Below are 19,901 nucleotides of genomic sequence, written 5' to 3' on the forward strand. Positions count from 1 at the left end.
GCGGCCATGAACGTTTCTTTCCGACAGCTTCGTGCCTTTATCCTGATTGCTGAAACCTCAAGCTTCACGCGCACCGCTGAACAGCTTCACCTGTCCCAGCCGGCCCTGAGCTACAGCATCCGCAAACTGGAAGAGACCATGGGTTTGCAGTTGCTGGCGCGCAACACCCGCAGTGTCGAGCTGACGCTGGCCGGCGAACACTTCCTGCCCCAGGCCAGGCGCATGCTCAGGGACATGGACGATGCCGTACGCGACGCTCGCGACACTCTCAGCCTGAGTCGTGGCTCCCTGCGCCTGGCGGCACTGCCCACGGCCGCCGCTTCGTTCCTGCCTGTGGTCATCGCTTCGTTCCAACGCAAACACCCGGGTGTAAGGGTGAGCGTACTGGATGGTCGGGCCGGGGAGATCATGGGCTGGGTGCAGCGCGGCGAGGCAGACGCGGGCATTACCTCGTTACCCGATGACCTGTCCGGGCTGAGCTTTGTGCGCCTGCTGGATGACAATCTGGTGTTGCTGACCCACAAGGATCATCAGCGCGACAGCCTGGACGACTGGAAACGCAGGCCCTACATCGCCCTGACTCCCGACACCAGTATCCGGCCCTTGGCCGACGCGGCGTTACGCTACCTGAACGTCGAGCCTGAGCCGGCCTGGGAGGTGGCGCACATGAGCACCGCCACTGCGCTGGTACGCGAAGGGTTGGGATTTTCCCTGCTGCCGGCCAGTTGCACGGCAGTGTTCAATATTGGTGAGCAGTGCGCGGTGATCGCCATCGACCAGCCCGGCAAACGTTCGATCGGCCTGTTGCAACGCAAGCCAGTGGCTCAGTCGCCGTCGTTGAGCCAGTTCATGCAACATTTGCGGCAAACACTTCGCCAGTAATGTCAGTGCCATTGTCATCGCGAGCAGGCTCGCTCCCACAGTGTGTTCCATTTCGTGTTCGTCATAAAACCCTTGTGGGAGCGAGCCTGCTCGCGATAGCGGGATTCCCGTCAGTGCCAGGCGATCTGATCAAACGCTATTGAGTGCCAAACATCGCTGTCCAATAAATCCCCGCATCACTTTTCGGGTCCACCGCATAGCCGGCGCCCAGTTCTTTGAACTGCGGATTCATCAGATTGGCGCAATGACCGGGGCTTGCCAGCCAGCCGTCCACCACTTTGAGGGCCGTATCCTGTCCGGCGGCGATATTCTCGCCGATCAATTGGCCGAGGTAACCGGCCAGTTCGGCGCGGTCGCCCGGCATACGGCTGTCGCGATCCTTGTGGTCAAAAAAGTTGTTGTTGGCCATGGCCCGGCTGTGGCTCACGGCGGCCAGGGCCAGCGTAGCGTTCCAGGCCAGGGGCGTGGTGGCCGTGAAGGCTTCGGTGCCGCAGCGGCGCGGTTGGGCACGAGCACTGTTGATCAGTTTCAGCAGCTTCTGGCCTTCGGCTTGCCAGTCTCCCAGGCGCGCCGATAACAACGGGCGCGCCAACACGATGCGCCATTCGCGGTCCAGGCGACTCACGCCGATGTCGACGAACTGCGGGTCCAGCACCACCTGGCAGAAGCTCTCCCGCACCGCCTTCATCGCAGCTTGCGCGTCCCGCGGCCCGGACAGGCTGATGGCCTGTACGTTGACCATCGGATAGGCCGTGCGGGCCAGTGCCTGCTGCAGGTCGCCAATGCCGTTGGCCGACAGGATCAGCCGCGAGTCCATGGCTAGCGGCGGCAGCTCCAGAGAGGCTTGATCCGCGCAGCTTTGCGACTGGCTGCGGTAAAGGTTGATGGACTCGACCAGTTGCGTCTCTTCGGTGGCCAGGACACTGGTGGCGAAGGCCAGGCCCAGCGACAGCCCGATAAGACGCATGACGGATGAAATGGCACGCATGTAAATCTCCCTTGAGCGGACGGCGCCTATGATGCGCAATTTTTGCCCGGCTGGGGCAACGGTATTCACGCTCTCTTGAAATCCCTTGCAACGGCACCGCTGGGCACCGTTTGGGACAATCCTCAAGTAGTGGGATCAATTTTCAGGCGAATAAGTCCATTTGCGTCGATTTAAGGCCAAAAACCGCCGAATTATCAGCTCATCCAGTTCCCGCCATCGACGTTATAGGTCTGCGCCACCACATACTCGCTCTCCGCCGAGGCGAGGAAAATCGCCATCCCCACCAGATCCTGTGCGGTGCCCATCCGGCCATAGGGCACTTGCGCACCGACCTGACGCTTTTTTTCTCCCGGGGGCAGGTTTTCATGATGGGCGAACAGCGCATCCACGCCGTCCCAGTGCTCTCCCTCCACCACCCCAGGGGCAATGGCGTTGACGTTGATTCGATGCTTGATCAAATCAAGCCCGGCGGACTGGGTCAGGCTGATCACCGCCGCCTTGGTGGCGCAATACACCGCCACCAGGGCTTCTCCACGCCGGCCGGCCTGGCTGGCCATGTTGATGATTTTGCCGCCATGACCCTGGCGGATCATCTGCCGGGCGGCGGCCTGCAGCGTGAAGAGGGTGCCGGCGACATTGATGCAAAACAGCCGTTCGTAGCTCTGGCGCGTAATCTCCACGATAGGCGCCAGGTCGAACAGCGCTGCGTTATTGACGAGGATATCGAGCTTGCCCGCCCGGGCCACGACCGCCTCAATGGCCTGGTCAATCGAAGCTTGTTCAGTGACGTCCATTTTTACCGCGTAGGCGCTGTCGCCCAGTTCGGCAGCGGTGGCCTGGGCCCGTCCAAGATCGATATCGGCAATCGCCACCGTAGCCCCTTCGTTGATATAGGCCTGGGCGAACGTCCTGCCAATACCGCGGGCAGCACCGGTGACCAGCGCACTTTTTCCTTCCAGTCGTTTCATGGGTTGTCCTGTCTTGAATGACAAAAATAAATAACAGGGGAGCGCGCCCTTGTGGCGCCGATTACAGCAGCGCCAATGGCGCCGGACAAACGCGGGCGGGATCATCGGCTGGTACTTTTTTAACGCCGTGATGTGTCCCTTGGCCGGGTTAAATAAGTATCGGTGGACGATCAGATCAGGGCTGGTGAACCGGTGCGCGCCGGGCGTAAGGTGCTGCCTACAGCGACAGAGACGCGCGACATGCCTGATCACCCAACGCCCCTGTTCGAGCAGCCACCGGCCGAACTGGAAGTCATCCTGCCCGAGCCCGAGCACAGTTTTCGCTGGTACGAGCACGACTATCCGTATCCGATGGCGCGCTGGAACCACCATCCCGAATTCGAGATCCATCTCATTCGTCGGGGCAGCGGTAAATTGCTGGCGGGCGATTATATGGGCCCATTCGGGCCCGGCCATGTGGCGATGATCGGCCCGGGTTTGCCCCACGACTGGATGGGCGACCTGGCCCCGGGTGAGCACTTGGCTGGAAGGGATGTGGTGCTGCAATTCGATGGCGCAACGCTGTTGAGTCTGCGCCGGACGCTACCTGAACTTGGGGATTTACAGCCGTTGTTCGAAAGGGCACGACGAGGTCTGGTCTTCAGCGGCGACACCGCCGTGAACGCCGCAAGGCTGTTGGAGAGCATCGGCCCGGCGCAGGGGCTCGGGCGGCTGGCAGTGTTTCTCCAACTGCTCAACACACTCCATCTCGCCCCGCAGGACCAGGCCCAGTGCCTGGCCAGCCCGTGTTATGCACCCAGCCTGGATGCCCGCAATTCCGAACGCATCCACAAGGCCTTCGAGTACCTGCAGACTGAACTCACGGGTGACCTGCGCCTGTCGGTGATTGCTCGGCAACTGGACATGAGCGAGCCCGGTTTTTCGCGTTTCTTCAAACGCATCACCGGACACGGTTTCATTGACCTGATGCGCAAGCTCCGAATCCAACGAGCCTGCCGGTTGCTGTTGCACAGTGAAATGCCAGTGACCGATATCTGTTTTGAGGTGGGTTACAACAACCTGTCCAACTTCAATCGGCACTTCCGCATCGAGATGCACCAGACACCCAGCGAATATCGCGCAGGCGCTAGCCACACAGGCCACTAGACCCTGAACTGCTTCAGCAACCCGTTCAACTGCTCGCTCAGCGACTTGAGGCGGGTGCTCGCCAGGCTCGACTGTTCGGCCGCCATGGCGGTGCTGTGGGACAGCCCCGCGGCCTGGGTGACGTTTTGGTTGATGTCTTCCACCACATGGGCCTGTTGCAGCGTGGCACTGGCGATGGAGGCGTTCAGGCTGTTGAGGTTGCGCAGGGCCTGACCGATGGCGTTGAGACTGGCACCTGCCAGCCCGGCTTGCTCAATGGTCAATTGCGAAGCACGGCTGCTGTCGCTGATGACTTTCACCGCCGCTTCGGAATGGTTCTGCAAGCGTTCGATCATCGCCTGGATCTCGGCGGTGGACTTCTGCGTACGCTGGGCCAACAGTCGCACTTCATCGGCCACCACGGCAAATCCTCGACCTTGTTCACCGGCGCGGGCCGCTTCGATCGCGGCGTTGAGGGCCAGCAGGTTGGTCTGCTCGGCAATGGAGCGGATCACCTCCAGCACGCTGCCGATCTGGGTGCTTTCGCTGGCCAGGGTGCGGATCACTTCCACCGCCTGATCAATGGTCTGGGACAGTCGGTCAATCTGCTGCAGGCTGCCGTCGATGTTGACCTGGCCTTGCTGGGCCTGGGATTCGGCGTCGCGCATTTCGCTGGCGGCGTGTTCGGCGTTCTTGGCGACATCTTGCACGCCGTAGGTCACTTCGTTGATTGCAGTGGCCACCAGTTCCATCTGTTGCGATTGCTGCTGGCTGCGTTCCTGGGCCTGGGCGGCGTCGTTACCCAGTTCGTTGGACGATTGCCCCAGGGCCTGGGCTGAGTCCTGCAACTGGCTGACGACTTCGCGCAATTTGGCGGTAAACGCATTGAAATGCCGGGCCAGTTGCGTCACTTCGTCCTGGCCGTGGGTGTCGAGGGTGCGAGTCAGGTCGCTTTCACCGCTGGCGATGTTGGCCATGGCATTGACCGTTTCCTGCAGTGGCCGAACGATGCTGCGCACGATCAGGGTCAGGAGCAAGCCCATGAGCAGGGTGATCGCCATGCCGATCAGCGAAGCCTTGATCACTTGAGACTGGAATTCGGCCTGCACGTCATCCACGTACACACCTGAACCGATGATCCAGCCCCAAGGCTCGAACAGTTTGACGTAAGAGGTTTTCGCCACCGGCGCCTCAGCGCCCGGTTTCGGCCAGAGGTAATCCACCATGCCGGCGCCCTTGGCCTTGGCGATGGCGACCATCTCGTTGAACAGCGCAAAACCATTCGGGTCGCGAATCGCCGAGAGGTTCTGGCCTTCGAGTTTCGGGTTGGTCGGGTGCATGACCATCACAGGGGTCAGGTCATTGATCCAGAAGTAGTCACTCTGGTCATAACGCAAGCCGCGCACCGCACTAAGCGCCTGCTTCTGCGCGACCTCGCGAGTCAGGGTGCCAGCCGTTTCCAGGCCATGGTAGTAGCTCAGCACACCACTGGCAGTCTGGACCACATGCTGGGTTTTCTGCACCTTGGCCTGATACAGGTCGGTGTGGATCTGCTTAAGCATGAACGCGCCCAGCGTGAACAACATCACGATGGACACGACCAAGATGAGCCACAAGCGTCGGCTGATCGACACACTGCGCAAGCTATTCATACGCTGTCACTCCGGTTTCTTATTCTTGTCATCTGACCGCCTGAATCCGGCGCGGGCAGGTAGGACCTGGTGCCCAGGAGCCATAACGCGGCAGCGTTATCAGGGCTTGTCTGATAGGATTTCGGCCCCGCGGCGCAAAACCTGAGCCTGTTCCGGTTTTTTCATTGGTTTTTTTGAGAAATCGCAGTCACCGTGCGCCTGCTGTTTACACCTGCATAACGCTTAAATTTTGATGAGACGTGCGCAAGCATAGTCTTTTGGGGGATGAATGGATTTGTGGACCGCCTTTCAGGCACTGATTCTTGGCGTGGTAGAAGGTTTGACGGAGTTCCTGCCGATCTCCAGCACGGGGCACCAGATCATTGTCGCGGACTTGCTCGAGTTCGGCGGGGAGCGCGCGATGGCGTTCAACATCATTATCCAGCTCGGGGCGATCCTGGCGGTGGTGTGGGAGTTTCGGCGCAAGATCTTCGACGTGGTACTGGGCTTGCGCACCCAGCCCAGCGCTCGGCGGTTTACGGCCAACCTGCTGATTGCCTTCATGCCCGCTGTAGTATTGGGCGTGTTGTTTGCAGACTTGATCCACGAATACCTGTTCAATCCGATCACGGTGGCCACGGCGTTGGTGCTGGGCGGTTTCGTGATGCTCTGGGCCGAGAAGCGCCAGCATACAGTGCACGCCGAAACGGTAGACGACATCACCTGGAAGGATGCACTGAAAGTCGGCTTTGCCCAGTGCCTTGCGATGATTCCCGGCACCTCCCGTTCAGGCTCGACCATCATCGGCGGCTTGCTGTTCGGGCTGTCGCGCAAGACCGCAACCGAGTTTTCGTTCTTCCTGGCGATGCCAACCATGGTCGGCGCAGCAGTCTACTCAGGCTATAAATATCGCGAGCTGTTTGTGCCGGCGGATTTTCCGGTGTTCGCCATCGGCTTCGTCACCGCGTTCATTTTCGCCATGATCGCGGTCAGGGGCTTGTTGCTGTTCATCGCCAGCCACAGTTACGCAGTATTTGCCTGGTACCGGATCGCTTTCGGCCTGTTGATTCTGGCCACCTGGCAATTCGGTTGGGTGGACTGGACGGCGGCCCAGCCATGAGCCGCCCAGGCCGCGAGCCGGGCCCAGCAGTGCAGAGTTTGCGGCTCAAGCTCGTGGTATTTGCGCTGGTGTGCGCGTTGCCGCTGCTCGGGTCACTTTTGCTCGGGGTGCGCGCGGTGTCCTGGGTGCCCCTGACGGCCTACGGCCTCGTCAGCATGGTGGCGTTTCTGTTGTACTGGAGCGACAAGCGCAAGGCCCGCGCTGACGCCTGGCGCACCCCGGAAAACGTATTGCACGCCGTGGAGCTGGCCGGTGGCTGGCCCGGGGCGTTGCTGGCTCAACAAGTGTTTCGCCACAAGACCCGCAAGGTGTCGTTTCAGGTGGTGTTCTGGTTCATCGTATTGCTGCACCAGGTGTTCTGGATCGACCAGTTATTCCTGGGCAGTCATCTGCTGATGCTGTTCTGAGCTTACGACAGCAGCAAACCCACCTGGGTGCGCTTGGGCAGCTTGCTCACCACCAGTTGGTGGGAGCGCTGCAGCAGGCCACGCAGCTCGTCGGCGCCCAGCGGGTAGGGCGTTTGCATGATGATCCACTGGGCCCGCGCCAGGTACGGCGCCGGGCCAATCCCGGGGCGGTCGCAATGCCCCAGGAACAGATCCTTGTCGACCTTGAATGCCAGTGATTCACCCCGCAGGTTCTGCAAGGCGAACATCTTGTTGCCGGCAATGGAAAATACCCGCACACCGCCCCATTTATAGTCTTCCCGGGCGCCAGGCAAACCCAGGCAAAACCGCGCGACATCCGCTTCGCTCAAGCTCATATTTTCCTATCCCCACAGCTTTCGAATGCGTCTACCAGATGGTCGATCCACGCGCGCACCGCTGGCAGCATGCCGCGTCGATGCGGGTAAACTGCCTGCAGCCAGCCGTCCGGCAGCGACCACTCGGGCAACAATTCCACCAGTGTGCCGTCCTGCAGTTCCTCCTCGCAATACATGCTCGGCAACAAGGTGAAACCCAGGCCGGCGAGGGCGCAGGCGCGGCGCACAATGAAGTCGTCGATGCCTAGTCGGGCTTCCAGGGCCAGTTCGACGGGCTCTGCGTTGGCCTTGAGCAGACGCAGGTGGACCAGGCGATCGGCGTCCAGCGCCCCGAGTATCGGCAGTTTCTTGAGATCCTCCGGGGTATTGATCTGCCGTCCTTCGACGAACGCCGGGCTGGCGACCATGATCAGCCGCGCCTGACGCAGCCGTCGCGTCATCAGCAGCGGGTCTTCGTCCCCCAGATCGCGCACGCGCAATGCCACGTCGATGCCTTCGCTCACCAGGTCTACCCGCCGATTGACCAGCATCATTTCCAGCTGCACTTGAGGGAATTTTTCCAGGAAGCTGGCAATCACCCCGCCCAGCATCTGGTGAGCCAAGCCCACCGGACTGGAAACCCGCAGGCGTCCGCGCGGCTCAGTGGACATGCTCGCTACGGCTTCATCGGCCATCTCGGCTTCCAGCAGCATGGCTTGGCAATGGCGCAGATAACGCTCTCCCACGGCCGTGAGCTTCAACTGGCGGGTGGTACGTTGCAGCAATCGGGCGCCAAGGCGCTCTTCCAGTTCAGCGATACGCCGTGACAGCCGCGACTTGGGAATACCCAACAGGCGTCCGGCCGCGGCGAAACCACCGGCTTCGACCACTTTGGCGAAGTAGTACAGATCATTGAGGTCTTGCATATCGAACTCTATTGTCCTGTCAGTGGAACGAACTATCGCATTAATACTGACTTATCGGCTATTGGCTTCATCGATAGGATTGTTCTCAATTGATCGCCTGGTCGCGATCCTCACTTGGAGAGCACTCATATGAAACTGTTGCACATCGACTCGAGCATCCTGGGCGACAATTCCGCGTCCCGCCAACTGAGCCGTGACGTGGTTGAAGCCTGGAAAGCTGCCGAAGCGGACGTCATCGTGACCTACCGCGACCTGGCGGCTGATGCCATCAGCCACTTTTCCGCCCAGACCCTGATCGCCGCCGGTACCAGCGCTGAACTGCGTGACGCGGCCCAGAAGCACGAGACTGACCTCAGCGCCTCGACCATGGCCGAGTTCCTGGCGGCGGACGCGGTGGTCATCGCAGCGCCGATGTATAACTTCACCATCCCGACTCAACTCAAGGCCTGGATCGACCGTATCGCCGTGGCCGGCCAAACCTTCCGCTACACCGAAGCCGGCCCCGAAGGCCTGTGTGGTGGCAAGAAACTGGTGATCGTTTCCACCTCAGGCGGCCTGCATGCCGGCCAGCCAAGCGGCGTGGCGCATGAGGAGTATCTGAAGCTACTGTTCGGTTTCCTCGGTATCACCGACATCGAGTTCGTTCGCGCCGAGGGCCTGGCTTACGGTGACGAGATGCGCACTAAAGCCATGAGCGAAGCCAAGCTGCAGATCAGCGAGCAATTCGCCGCAGCTTAATGACCGCGCAAAAAAACACCAGGCCTGGGCGAACCGGCCTGGTGGGTTTGCAGAAGGTCGATCAATACGCGGCTTTTTCGGTACGCCGACGCAGCAGTAAAGTCAGCCCCAGTCCGATGATCGACAGCAGTGCCGCACTGAAAAAGATCGAGGAATATCCCAGATTCAACGCCACCGCGCCCATCAATGGCCCGGCAATCGCCAGCGCCAGGTCGAAAAACACCGCGTAGGCGCTCAGTCCTGCGCCACGGCTGGTATTGGGTACTTGCTTGATGGCCTCCACACCCAACGCCGGATACACCAGCGACAGCCCGAAACCGGCCAGCCCCGCGCCGATCAGCGCGAACGCGGTGGAAGGTGCCAGCCAGAGCAACACCAGCCCCAGGGTTTCAATGCACATGCAGGCAATGGCCGTCCTGAAGCCTCCGAAGCGGGCGATGCTGGAAATGAACAACAGGCGCGCCAGGATGAAACAGATGCCAAACACCGTCAGGCACCAGGCCGCACCCGTCCAGCCGCGACTGACATAAAACAACGTGATGAACGTGGTGAGCGTACCGTAGCCGATCGAGGCCAGGCACAGGCTCGTTCCGAACGGTGCAATACGCCCGAACACCGCCCAAAAGGGCAGCCGCTCGCCTCGAATCACCGGCACCGACGGCTTGTTGCGTATCAACAGCAGCGCCGCGCCGGCCAGCAGCGACAATGCGATCCCCAGGCTGACAAAGCCCAGCTCACCCACCATCACCACCCCCAGCGGCGCGCCGATGGCAATGGCTCCATAGGATGCGATGCCGTTCCATGAAATCGAGCGGGCCGTGTGTTCGACACCCACCTGGCCCATGCACCAACTGATGGTGCCCACGCCGATCATTCCCTGAGCCACGCCGAGCAGCAAACGCCCGGCAATCAGTATCAGCAGGCTCAGCAGTGGAAAGCTTTGCAGCAGCGTCGAGAGCAACGTCAGCAAACCACTGAGGACGATCCCGTAAAGCCCATAAACGATTGCCCGCTTGGTGCCGATACTGTCCGACAGCCGCCCGGCCATGGGCCGACTGAGCAGCGTCGCCAGATACTGGGAGCCGATGGTCAGCCCGGCCACCACGGCACTGAAGCCCAACTGTTCGTGGACATAGCCCGGCAACACGGCAATCGGCAGGCCGATGCAGAGAAAGGCGATGAAGGTATAAAAAACGATGGAGATGATCTGCCAGGTGATCGACAGGGAGCTGGAGGCGGGTGGGTGTGTTGGCATGAGGCTCGTTCGCGGGCAGCGGTAAGAGGGCCTCATCATGGCGCGCGGCGGGAATAAAAGAAAGCAGGCTAACGGTTTGCCCGGCCGGTGAGGGGCCGCCGCTATCGCGAGCAGGCTCGCTCCCACATTTTGATCGGCGGCGACCGGCGATATTCGGTCCGCAGCCCCCCTGTGGGAGCGGGCTTGCCCGCGAAGACGCCGGCACATCCAGCGTAGAAGTGACTGACCCACCGCTTTCGCGAGCAAGCCCGCTCCCACACTGGATCTCGGGTGTATGCAGCATTTGCTTACACCAATGGACCCTGTGGGAGCGAGCCTGCTCGCGAAGACGCCGGCACATCCAGCATAGAAGTGACTGATCCACCGCTTTCGCAAGCAAGCCCGCTCCCACCAGGGGCTGGTGCAGGCTTGCTCCCACAGGCTGTTCTACCTTGAAAACAAAAAGCCCTGTCACAACGGACAGGGCTTTTCACTTGCAGCTTGACGCTTGCGGCTCAGGGCTGTTCTTAGAACAACACCCCTTGGCTGCGCAGGTAATCGTCATAGGTGCCGCTGAAGTCGATCACGCCGTCGGCGCTCAACTCGATGATGCGGGTGGCCAGGGACGATACGAACTCACGGTCGTGGCTGACGAAGATCAGCGTGCCCGGGTAATTTTCCAGCGCCAGGTTCAGCGCCTCGATGGATTCCATGTCCAAGTGGTTGGTCGGTTCGTCCATCACCAGCACGTTCGGTTTTTGCAGGATCAGCTTGCCGAACAGCATGCGACCCTGTTCACCACCGGAAATGACCTTGACCGACTTGAGGATCTCGTCGTTGGAAAACAGCATGCGGCCCAAGGTGCCACGAACCAGTTGTTCGCCGCCCTGGGTCCACTGGCCCATCCAGTCGAACAGGTTGACGTCGTCTTCAAAGTCGTGGGCGTGGTCCTGAGCGTAGTAACCCAGTTCCGCGGCGTCGGTCCATTTCACAGTACCGGCGTCCGGCTCCAGTTCATTGACCAGGGTGCGCAGCAACGTGGTCTTGCCGATGCCGTTCGGGCCAATGATCGCCACGCGCTCGCCGGCTTCGACGGTGAAGCTGAAGTCCTTGAACAGCGGCTTGCCATCAAACCCTTTGGCCATGCCTTCGACAATGACCGCCTGACGGTGCAGCTTCTTGGTCTGTTCGAAGCGAATGAACGGACTTACACGGCTCGATGGCTTGACCTCGGCCAATTGGATCTTGTCGATCTGCTTGGCGCGGGAGGTGGCTTGCTTGGCTTTCGAGGCGTTGGCCGAGAAGCGGCTGACGAACGATTGCAGTTCGGAAATCTGCGCTTTCTTCTTGGCGTTGTCCGACAGCAATTGCTCGCGGGACTGGGTCGCCACGGTCATGTACTCATCGTAGTTGCCGGGGAACAGACGCAGCTCGCCGTAGTCCAGGTCCGCCATGTGGGTGCAGACACTGTTCAGGAAGTGGCGGTCGTGGGAGATGATGATCATCAGGCTCGAGCGCTGGGTCAGCACGTTTTCCAGCCAGCGGATGGTGTTGATATCCAGGTGGTTGGTCGGCTCGTCCAGCAGCAGCACTTCCGGGTCGGAGAACAACGCCTGGGCCAGCAGTACCCGCAGTTTCCAGCCGGGCGACACTTCGCTCATCGGGCCGAAATGCTGCTCGATGCCAATCCCCAGGCCCAGCAGCAGTTCACCGGCACGGGACTCGGCGGTGTAGCCGTCCATCTCGGCGAATTCGGTTTCCAGCTCAGCCACGGCCATGCCGTCTTCTTCGGTCATTTCCGGCAGCGAATAGATGCGGTCGCGCTCGGCCTTGACCTTCCACAGTTCTTCGTGGCCCATGATCACGGTGTCGATCACGGTGAATTCTTCGTAGGCGAACTGGTCCTGGCGCAGTTTACCCAGACGCACGTTCGGCTCGAGCATGACTTGGCCGCCGGACGGCTCGAGGTCGCCGCCGAGGATCTTCATGAAGGTCGACTTGCCGCAACCGTTGGCGCCGATCAGACCGTAGCGGTTACCCGCGCCGAACTTGACAGAGACGTTTTCGAACAGCGGCTTGGCGCCGAACTGCATCGTGATGTTAGCTGTAGAGATCAAAGGTTTATCCTGCGGAACATTCAGAGTAGCTAAGGGTGCGGCAGTACCTGTTCAGTACCTGTTTGCGCAGGTCCCGACCGCGCAAAAGCATCGCGGTCGCAAGCGCAAGGGTCCATCCGGCATAAGAGGACAGCAGCATACGGAGCGCCTGACCCAAATAGACGTACGCCGAAGCCGGAATCCGGTATCGGCCAAAAAGGGGGCGCGTAATGTTTGGCGGCAATTGTACTGATCTGGCCGCGTTAACGATAGGGTGTAACCCAGGCAAGACAGTTTTTCACAACGCGGGGATAACCTTTGGTTACGAGTTGTGGCTAAATTGCCGTCTCACTTACGCCATTCCCCACACTGTTCGGCTGTATGGGAAGTGGCAGCCTGTCCACTTTTGATGTGTGCGGATACTGTGAAACTCATCATTGCCGCGATCTATCTTCTTTCTATCGGTTATGTGCATCTGCGCGGGCGTGTTCGGCACAAGCTCGGGCGCCAGTTGAGCGACCACTCGTCCTTCCTCGCGCCGATCAACTGCCTGCTTTACCTGTGCTCGAAACTGCCCAACAAGCCTTTCCTGAACCCGGCGCAGTTTCCTGACCTGAGCCCGTTGCAGACCCACTGGCAGGAGATCCGCGCCGAAGGCCAGAATTTGCTGCGAGCGGGGGAGATCAAGCGTTCCAACCAGTACGACGATGTGGGCTTCAATTCGTTCTTCAAGACCGGTTGGAAGCGTTTCTACCTGAAGTGGTACGCCGACAGCCATCCCTCGGCCATGAAGCTGTGCCCGCGCACCACTGAACTGGTGCAGAGCATCGGTTCAATCAAGGCGGCGATGTTCGCCGAACTGCCGCCGGGCTCCAAGCTGGTTCGTCATCGCGACCCGTATGCCGGGTCCTACCGGTATCACCTGGGCCTGGAAACGCCCAACGATGCCGGCTGCTACATCAATGTCGACGGTGAGCATTACCATTGGCGTGATGGCGAGGCGGTGATATTCGACGAGACGTTCATTCATTACGCCCAGAACACCACGCCCCACAATCGCATCATTCTCTTTTGCGACGTGGAACGCCCCATGAGATTTCGCTGGGCCGCTGCATTCAACCGCTGGTTCAGCCGGACCGTGATGGCTGCCGCCGGAGCGCCCAATGACACCGGTGACAAAACCGGCGGCCTGAACCGGGCGTTTTCCAGGCTTTACAGGATTCGCCTGCAAGGCAAGGCGCTGAAGAAGCGCAACCGCAAGCTGTATTATTTGCAGAAGTGGGCGCTCTTCGGCGGTCTGCTGGCGGTCTTCATCTGGATCTGAGTGGGTGACTCTGCGTACCTGCGTCATTCCCCAGGTTTTTGCGCATCCAGTTGCTCCCACATCCTGGCCGTGATTCGCTGGCGATGGTTGTAACCCTCCCAAGGATCGGCGCCCAGGTTTCTGGCCCGCTCAAGCGCTGTATATATATCCCACTGCTGGGCGTTACGCAGGCCATTGAGTTCGGCCCGGGCAATCGGCACGGATACCGGCAGACCTGGCCGAGCGCGCACGGAATAGGCGCTGACGGTGCTGGCGCCCCGGGCGTTACGCAGGTAGTCGACAAATATCTTCCCGACACGGTTCTTCGGCCCCATGGTCGCGGTGATCCGCTGCGGCATCTGCCCGGTCATGAACTGGGAAATGGCCTTGGCGAAAGCCTTGGTAATGTCCCAGCCTTCACTGCGCGCCAGCGGCACGATGACATGCATGCCTTTGCCTCCGCTGGTCTTGAGGAAGGCCTGCAAACCCAGCTCGTCGAGCACCGAGAGGGTCAGGCGAGTCGCCTCGATCATCGCACTCCAGGGCAGCGACGGGTCGGGGTCCAGATCAAGCACGAACAGGTCCGGCGTCTCGATCCGCTCATGCGTGGCGGCCCATGTGTGCAACTCCACCGTGCCCATTTGGGCGGCGCTGACCAGCGACTGGACACTGTCGATTTCCATCAGTGCGGCATGGCCGGGATCCAGTCGCGGATCCAGCTGTTTGATGTGGGGAATGTCCAGGCGATCGGCGTGTTTTTGAAAGAACTGCTCTTCGCCGATTCCCTCTGGTGCCCTCAGCAGGGCAACAGGGCGCTGCTTCAGGTGCGGCAGAATCCAGGGAGCGATGTCCTCGTAGTACTGCGCCAGTTCGACTTTCTGAACGCCGCTGACACTGTCGATGACGCGCTCGGGGTGGGAAATCTCCACCCCTGCGACCTGTACGGTACGGGCTTTGCCACGCAGCGCGGTTTTGGCAGGCATGGTTTTTATCGGAACGGGTTGCTCGCGCACAACCTTTTCGGCCGGCGTGTCGTGCAGCAGATCCAGGAACACCGCCTGCCGCACCAGGCCGTCGCGGGTCCATTCGGCGAACTCGACTTCACAGACCTCGGTTGGCGCTACCCAATGCACGCTGCGGCTTTGCGCGCTGCTGACCGGTGCGGCCAGTGGCGAATCGTCCTGCTCCAGGCTACAGAGTTGCTCATGCAGTTGTTCGAGCTGGGCGTGTGCGAACCCTGTGCCGACGCGGCCGGCATACATCAATCCCTTGGGCCCGTTGACCGCCAGCAACAGTGCACCGAAACCACTGCGCCGGCCTTTGGGGCGGGTGAAGCCGACGATCACGAACGGCTGGCGCAGACGGCACTTGAGTTTGATCCAGTCGGCGCTGCGGCGCGACACATAGGGGCTGCCCAGGCGTTTGCCGACCACGCCATCGAGTGCGAGGGCGTTGGCACTTTCAAAAATGTCGTGCTGGTTGGCGGAAAACGACTCAGAGAAGCGCAGGCGCTTGTTGGCATTGTTCTTCAGCGCCTTTTTGAGGGCTGTCCGGCGTTTTTCAACCGGCGCCTGGCGCAGATCGACGCCATTTAAAAAAGGCGCATCAAACAGGACGTACACCAAGTCTACCGTGCGGCCAATCTCGAACGACTGTCGCAGGGCCGCAAAGTCAGAGTGGCCGTTGTCATCAAGCGAAACCAGGCCGCCGTCGAGCCAGCTGTCACCCAGATTCAGCTCGGACAACGCATCGGCGTGCAACTGCAGGCGATCGGTCCAGTCCTGTTGATTGCGGCTGAACAAACGCACTTGGCCTGCTTCGATGCGGGCCATCAGGCGATAGCCATCGTACTGCACTTCATAACGCCATTCACCGGCGGGGGGCTCTTCCACGGGTGTGGCGCGCTGCGGCAGCAAGCGCTCGGGAAAGCCGTGGGCGACACCGGTCTGGTTCTGTCGGGTGCGCTTGCGGCTGTGTTTCTGTTCCGGCTCGGCACCGGATAAACGGGCGTATTCACTCTCGGCCTTGGCCATGACGGATTCCCTTGTATTGCGGGCGCCCGGGGGTTAGCCCCGGGAGGCCTTGGTGGCTTTTTTTGCGGGAGCGGATTTGCTGGTCTTTGCCGGCTTTGCAGCGGCTTTCCCGGCAGGCTTGTCTGGCGCCTTGCCCTTGCCGGCCAGGCTGCGCTTGAGCAGTTCGGTAAGGTCGATGACATCGGCGCTTTTGCGTTGCTCTTCGCCCGGGTCGGTTTCCACTGCCTCAAGCCGGCCTTCCTTGGCCTTTTTCTCCACCAGTTCCATGATCTTGTCTTCGAAGCTGTCCCGGTACTCTTGCGGTTCCCAATCGGCGCTCATGTCCTGCACCAGCCGCTTGGCCATTTCCAGCTCCCCCTTGGCCAGGGTGGGCTTGATGACTTCATCGCCCAGTTCCAGGATGTCGAGTTCGCGCACTTCGGCGGGCCAGCGCAGCATCACCAGTACCAGCGCAGACTCCAGCGGCATCAGCGCTGCCAGATGCTGGCGGGTATGCAGCACAACATGGGCCAGGGCCACCTTGTTGGTCTTGATCAGGGTTTCGCGCAGCAGGGCGTAGACCTTGCCGCCGCGTTTGTCTGGCGCCAGGAAGTAGGGCGTGTCGATGTTTTGCAGGGGGATTTTTTCGCTGTCGACGAAAGAAAAAATATCGATGGTCTGGGTGGACTTGGGGTGGGCGGAGCGAATTTCCTCTTCGCTCAGCAGGACGTATTGGCCCTTCTGGTATTGCACACCCTTGACGATATTTTCCTTGGTCACTTCCTTGCCGGTGACCTTGTTCACGCGCTTATAGCCCACCGGGTCCATGCTGCGCTTGTCCAGCCAGTCGAAATCCACCCCTTGGGAGGACGTGGCTGACACCAGCGCCACAGGAATGTGGACCAGTCCGAAGCTGATTGCGCCTTTCCAGATTGCCCGTGCCATGGAGGGGTTTCCTTGCCGGTGAATGAGTCATTCAGGTGACCTTGCGGCCTTCGCAAAAGTTTCCATGGAGCTCCGGTTGACCCGCCCCGCATTGCCTTCGAGACGCTTGGTTACATCTTCGGACGGACATTTCCCTTAACAACAGCGAACCGGCGGCGTAGCGTGCTTTCGATATGCCTGAATCCAAGAGGTGCTCCGATGAACAGGCTGCTGCTCGCTCTCATGACGCTGTTGCTGACCACCGCCGCCCACTCGGCAACGCCCGACTGTGGGGCCATGGTCCTGGCCCAGAACCTGCCCGGTAACAACAATCCCTATAACAGCCCGATCCGCCGGGCCAACCCCAACAGCATGCAGGGCACCCGGCCCAACGTGCCGATGATCCGTAACAACCCGACGGTTCCCGTTCCCCGGCCACCCACGCTGGAAAATGGCGGTATCGGCAACGGGTATCCTCGTTCCGGTCAGCCTGCCGGCTCGCCACGGCCTACCATCAAGTCCACTCCACCGCCGAGGGGCACCTCAAACGACATTCGCTGAGTCCTGAACCTTGGCAGTCTCTATTCACACCACAGAAGGAAGTGTGCATGTTGCGTAAAACACTCCTGGCCGCGTTTTGCGCCAGCGCTGTACTCACTCTCGCCACGCCGGCGTCTGCCGCGCAAACCCGGCAACTCAAGAGCGAGGAGGGCACGGTGGAGGTGACCACCGTGGTCAAGGGGCTCGAACACCCCTGGTCCGTGGCTTTCCTGCCTGACCAACAGGGCATGTTGGTGACAGAACGAGCGGGCAACCTGCGCCGGGTCAGCCCTGACGGCCAGCTCTCGGCACCGTTGAACGGCGTACCTGAGGTATGGGCCAGGGGCCAGGGCGGTTTGCTGGATGTCGTGCTGTCGCCGGACTTCAAGCAGGACCGCACGGTTTACCTGTCGTACGCCGAGGCCGGCGATGACGGCAAGGCAGGCACCGCCGTGGGTCGTGGGCAATTGTCCGAAGACCTGCAGAGTCTGAAAAACTTCGATGTGATTTTCCGCCAGCAGCCCAAGCTTTCCACGGGGAACCATTTTGGCTCGCGCCTTGTTTTCGATCGAGACGGTTATCTGTTCATCACCCTGGGGGAAAACAACGAGCGTCCCACGGCCCAGGATCTGGACAAGCTGCAGGGCAAAATCGTGCGCATCTACCCCGACGGCAAGGTGCCGGACGATAACCCTTTTGTCGGTCAGGCAAACGTACGCCCCGAGATCTGGTCCTACGGCGTTCGCAATCCCCAAGGGGCGGCCCTCAATCCCTGGAACGGTACGCTGTGGGAGAACGAGCACGGCCCCAGGGGCGGCGATGAGCTGAATATCATCGAACGCAGCAAGAATTACGGCTGGCCGCTGGCGACTCACGGCATCAACTATTCCGGGGCGCCGATCCCGGAAGCCGGCGGCAAGACTGCCGAAGGCACGCTTGGCCCTTTTCACGTATGGGAAGTGTCACCCGGGTTGAGCGGCATGGCGTTCTATGAGGGTGATCGCTTCAAGGCCTGGCAACGCAACGTGTTCATCGGTGCGTTGGTGTCCCGGAATCTGATCCGCCTGGAACTGGAGGGTGACAAGGTCGTGCACGAAGAACGCCTGCTGGGTGAGCTTGGCGAGCGCATCCGCGACGTTCGCCAGGGGCCGGATGGTTTCCTGTACGTGCTGACAGATGATGACGATGGGGCGCTATATAAAGTCGGACTCAAGTGATTCGCAACAGTGCCCATTGACTTGCCAGTCACCGGCAGGCTAATTTTCAGTCATGACCCGCACCGTATTGCGTAGCCAGCCAAGCATTATTACCGCCATTCCTTATTTGGCGGGCTAGCTGACGACTGCACCCAACCCGCCTCCGAGGCGGGTTTTTTCTTTCTGTCTCCGGAGTTTTGTCCAAACCAGGAGACCGCTATGCCTACCACCCGTTCCGAGCAAGCCCTGCTAGAACATTACGTCAAGAAGATCCTGGCCGCGCCGGTGTACGAACTGGCCGTGCGTACGCCGTTGCAAGCGGCCACCGGGCTGTCCGAAACCTTGGGCAACCGGATCCTGCTCAAGCGTGAAGACCTGCAGCCGACTTTTTCTTTCAAGATCCGTGGCGCCTACAACAAACTGGTGCAACTGACCGCCGAGCAACGGGCTCGCGGGGTCATCACCGCTTCGGCGGGCAATCATGCCCAGGGCGTGGCGCTGGCCGCACGGGAGCTGGGCATATCGGCCAGCATCGTCATGCCGCTGACCACACCGCAGCTCAAGGTGCTGGGCGTGCGCAACCGGGGCGCCGAAGCCGTGCTGCACGGGGAGAGCTTTCCCTTTGCCCTGGCATACGCACTGGAGCTGGCCCGACAGACCGGACGAGAGTTCGTTTCGCCCTTCGATGATCCTGACGTGATCGCCGGGCAGGGCACCGTCGCCATGGAAATCCTGCGTCAGCATCCAGGCAGGCTGGACGCGATTTTTGTCCCGGTCGGTGGCGGGGGGCTGATTGCCGGGATCGCGGCCTACGTCAAGTACCTGCGCCCTGAAGTTCGCATCGTCGGGGTGGAGTCTCAACATTCCGCCTGTCTCCAGGCGGCGCTGGCAGTCGGTGAACGGGTAAGTTTGGCTAGCGTGGGAACCTTTGCCGATGGCGTGGCTGTCGCGCAAATAGGTGCCTACGGCTTCGACATCTGCCGTTTCTGCGTTGATGAAGTGATCACCGTCACCGACGACCAATTGTGCGCGGCGATCCGAGACATCTATGACGATACCCGGTCGATAACCGAGCCCTCGGGCGCCTTGGCGGTGGCTGGCATCAAGCAATACGTTGCTCACACCGGCGCACGGGGTGAAACACTGGTGGCAATCGATTCAGGCGCGAATATCAACTTCGATAGCCTGCGCCATGTGGCAGAGCGGGCTGGTGCCGAAGCCATTTGACGTTTTTTACGCCACGTCACACTTTTTTCGAAGCAGCCGACGGGTGCCCGCTCGCCCCGGCGCAATAGGGTCTAATCTAGCTTGCGACGGGCACAGGCGATTGCAGTTTGCATGAGGAAATGCCCGCTTCCTTGCAATTTGCACGCACGATTCAACCGTCTTGAAAGCTAAGTAGTTGATTTGGATCAATCGGGATTTTCTTTAAAGCAGGCATATTTTTTGCGGGATGGTTAAGGAGCCGCTTAATGG

18 protein-coding genes are annotated in these 19,901 nt (G+C 60.6%); 9 read left to right on the forward strand and 9 right to left on the reverse strand.

The genetic code is table 11. The features are described from left to right. The first annotated feature begins 6 nt into the window (after nt 1-6). A complete protein-coding gene (locus tag BMY45_RS12810) occupies nt 7-882 on the forward strand; it encodes a LysR family transcriptional regulator (RefSeq protein WP_092398065.1) in 876 nt (291 codons plus the stop codon). A 136-nt stretch (nt 883-1,018) separates the two neighbouring features. On the opposite strand, the gene BMY45_RS12815 is transcribed toward BMY45_RS12810, so the two are convergent. Together BMY45_RS12815 and BMY45_RS12820 are read right to left on the reverse strand one after the other, a co-directional pair. Further along, complete coding sequence (locus BMY45_RS12815) at nt 1,019-1,870, reverse strand: CAP domain-containing protein (protein WP_092398067.1); 852 nt, start codon at nt 1,868-1,870, stop codon at nt 1,019-1,021. Nucleotides 1,871-2,064: 194 nt separating this feature from the next. Further along, nucleotides 2,065-2,838, reverse strand: a complete 774-nt coding sequence (locus BMY45_RS12820; protein WP_092398069.1) for an L-iditol 2-dehydrogenase — start codon at nt 2,836-2,838, stop codon at nt 2,065-2,067. Between the two features lie 240 nt (nt 2,839-3,078). On the opposite strand from BMY45_RS12820, the gene BMY45_RS12825 reads away from it, so the two are divergent. Beyond that, the gene (locus BMY45_RS12825; RefSeq protein WP_092398071.1) at nt 3,079-3,984 is read left to right on the forward strand and encodes an AraC family transcriptional regulator; all 906 of its coding nucleotides are present in this window, start codon (nt 3,079-3,081) and stop codon (nt 3,982-3,984) included. Here the strand turns inward: BMY45_RS12825 and BMY45_RS12830 are convergent. Continuing rightward, nucleotides 3,981-5,615 (reverse strand): methyl-accepting chemotaxis protein, encoded by a 1,635-nt coding sequence (locus tag BMY45_RS12830; RefSeq protein WP_092398073.1) that lies wholly within the window; start codon nt 5,613-5,615, stop codon nt 3,981-3,983. The genes BMY45_RS12825 and BMY45_RS12830 overlap by 4 nt on opposite strands. A gap of 268 nt (nt 5,616-5,883) precedes the next feature. Between BMY45_RS12830 and BMY45_RS12835 the strand changes: the two genes are divergently transcribed. Both BMY45_RS12835 and BMY45_RS12840 read left to right on the forward strand, forming a co-directional pair. Beyond that, nucleotides 5,884-6,714, forward strand: coding sequence for an undecaprenyl-diphosphate phosphatase (locus BMY45_RS12835; RefSeq protein WP_092398075.1), 831 nt, complete (start codon nt 5,884-5,886; stop codon nt 6,712-6,714). Beyond that, complete coding sequence (locus tag BMY45_RS12840) at nt 6,711-7,121, forward strand: DUF1294 domain-containing protein (protein WP_092398077.1); 411 nt, start codon at nt 6,711-6,713, stop codon at nt 7,119-7,121. The genes BMY45_RS12835 and BMY45_RS12840 overlap by 4 nt, the downstream gene beginning before the upstream one ends. A 2-nt stretch (nt 7,122-7,123) precedes the next feature. Here the strand turns inward: BMY45_RS12840 and BMY45_RS12845 are convergent, their stop codons facing one another. Further along, nucleotides 7,124-7,477, reverse strand: a complete 354-nt coding sequence (locus BMY45_RS12845; protein WP_092398079.1) for an MmcQ/YjbR family DNA-binding protein — start codon at nt 7,475-7,477, stop codon at nt 7,124-7,126. After that, nucleotides 7,474-8,382, reverse strand: a complete 909-nt coding sequence (locus BMY45_RS12850) for a LysR substrate-binding domain-containing protein (RefSeq protein WP_092398081.1) — start codon at nt 8,380-8,382, stop codon at nt 7,474-7,476. The genes BMY45_RS12845 and BMY45_RS12850 overlap by 4 nt, the downstream gene beginning before the upstream one ends. Before the next feature lie 129 nt (nt 8,383-8,511). Here BMY45_RS12850 and BMY45_RS12855 point away from each other — a divergent pair, with 129 nt between their 5' ends. Beyond that, nucleotides 8,512-9,120, forward strand: a complete 609-nt coding sequence (locus BMY45_RS12855) for an FMN-dependent NADH-azoreductase (RefSeq protein WP_092398083.1) — start codon at nt 8,512-8,514, stop codon at nt 9,118-9,120. Nucleotides 9,121-9,181: 61 nt separating this feature from the next. On the opposite strand, the gene BMY45_RS12860 is transcribed toward BMY45_RS12855, so the two are convergent. Then, complete coding sequence (locus tag BMY45_RS12860; protein ID WP_092398085.1) at nt 9,182-10,375, reverse strand: MFS transporter; 1,194 nt, start codon at nt 10,373-10,375, stop codon at nt 9,182-9,184. A 506-nt stretch (nt 10,376-10,881) separates the two neighbouring features. Beyond that, entirely contained in the window at nt 10,882-12,471 is a 1,590-nt protein-coding gene (locus BMY45_RS12865) for an ABC-F family ATPase (protein ID WP_092398087.1), read from the reverse strand. A 403-nt stretch (nt 12,472-12,874) separates the two neighbouring features. On the opposite strand from BMY45_RS12865, the gene lpxO reads away from it, so the two are divergent. Next, nucleotides 12,875-13,774: a lipid A hydroxylase LpxO gene (lpxO, locus tag BMY45_RS12870; RefSeq protein ID WP_092398580.1), complete on the forward strand. Its 900-nt coding sequence runs from the start codon at nt 12,875-12,877 to the stop codon at nt 13,772-13,774. Nucleotides 13,775-13,797: 23 nt separating this feature from the next. Here lpxO and ligD read toward each other — a convergent pair whose 3' ends face one another. Then, complete coding sequence (gene ligD / locus BMY45_RS12875; protein WP_092398089.1) at nt 13,798-15,786, reverse strand: DNA ligase D; 1,989 nt, start codon at nt 15,784-15,786, stop codon at nt 13,798-13,800. A gap of 33 nt (nt 15,787-15,819) precedes the next feature. Next, nucleotides 15,820-16,710 carry a non-homologous end joining protein Ku gene (locus BMY45_RS12880; RefSeq protein WP_092398091.1) on the reverse strand — a complete coding sequence of 297 codons (891 nt, stop codon included), beginning with the start codon at nt 16,708-16,710 and terminating at the stop codon, nt 15,820-15,822. A gap of 198 nt (nt 16,711-16,908) precedes the next feature. Here BMY45_RS12880 and BMY45_RS12885 point away from each other — a divergent pair, with 198 nt between their 5' ends. The 3 genes from BMY45_RS12885 (at nt 16,909) to ilvA (ending at nt 19,652) form a co-directional block, all read left to right on the forward strand. Next, on the forward strand, nt 16,909-17,250 hold the full coding sequence (locus BMY45_RS12885; RefSeq protein ID WP_092398093.1) for a hypothetical protein: 342 nt from the start codon (nt 16,909-16,911) through the stop codon (nt 17,248-17,250). Between the two features lie 47 nt (nt 17,251-17,297). Continuing rightward, nucleotides 17,298-18,446, forward strand: a complete 1,149-nt coding sequence (locus BMY45_RS12890) for a PQQ-dependent sugar dehydrogenase (RefSeq protein WP_092398096.1) — start codon at nt 17,298-17,300, stop codon at nt 18,444-18,446. 198 nt (nt 18,447-18,644) lie between these two features. Next, nucleotides 18,645-19,652 (forward strand): threonine ammonia-lyase, biosynthetic, encoded by a 1,008-nt coding sequence (ilvA, locus tag BMY45_RS12895; protein WP_092398098.1) that lies wholly within the window; start codon nt 18,645-18,647, stop codon nt 19,650-19,652. The last annotated feature ends 249 nt before the right edge of the window (nt 19,653-19,901 follow it).

Origin of the sequence: Pseudomonas sp. NFACC39-1, assembly GCF_900110355.1 — a bacterium.
In the GTDB taxonomy this organism is placed as follows: domain Bacteria; phylum Pseudomonadota; class Gammaproteobacteria; order Pseudomonadales; family Pseudomonadaceae; genus Aquipseudomonas; species Aquipseudomonas tehranensis.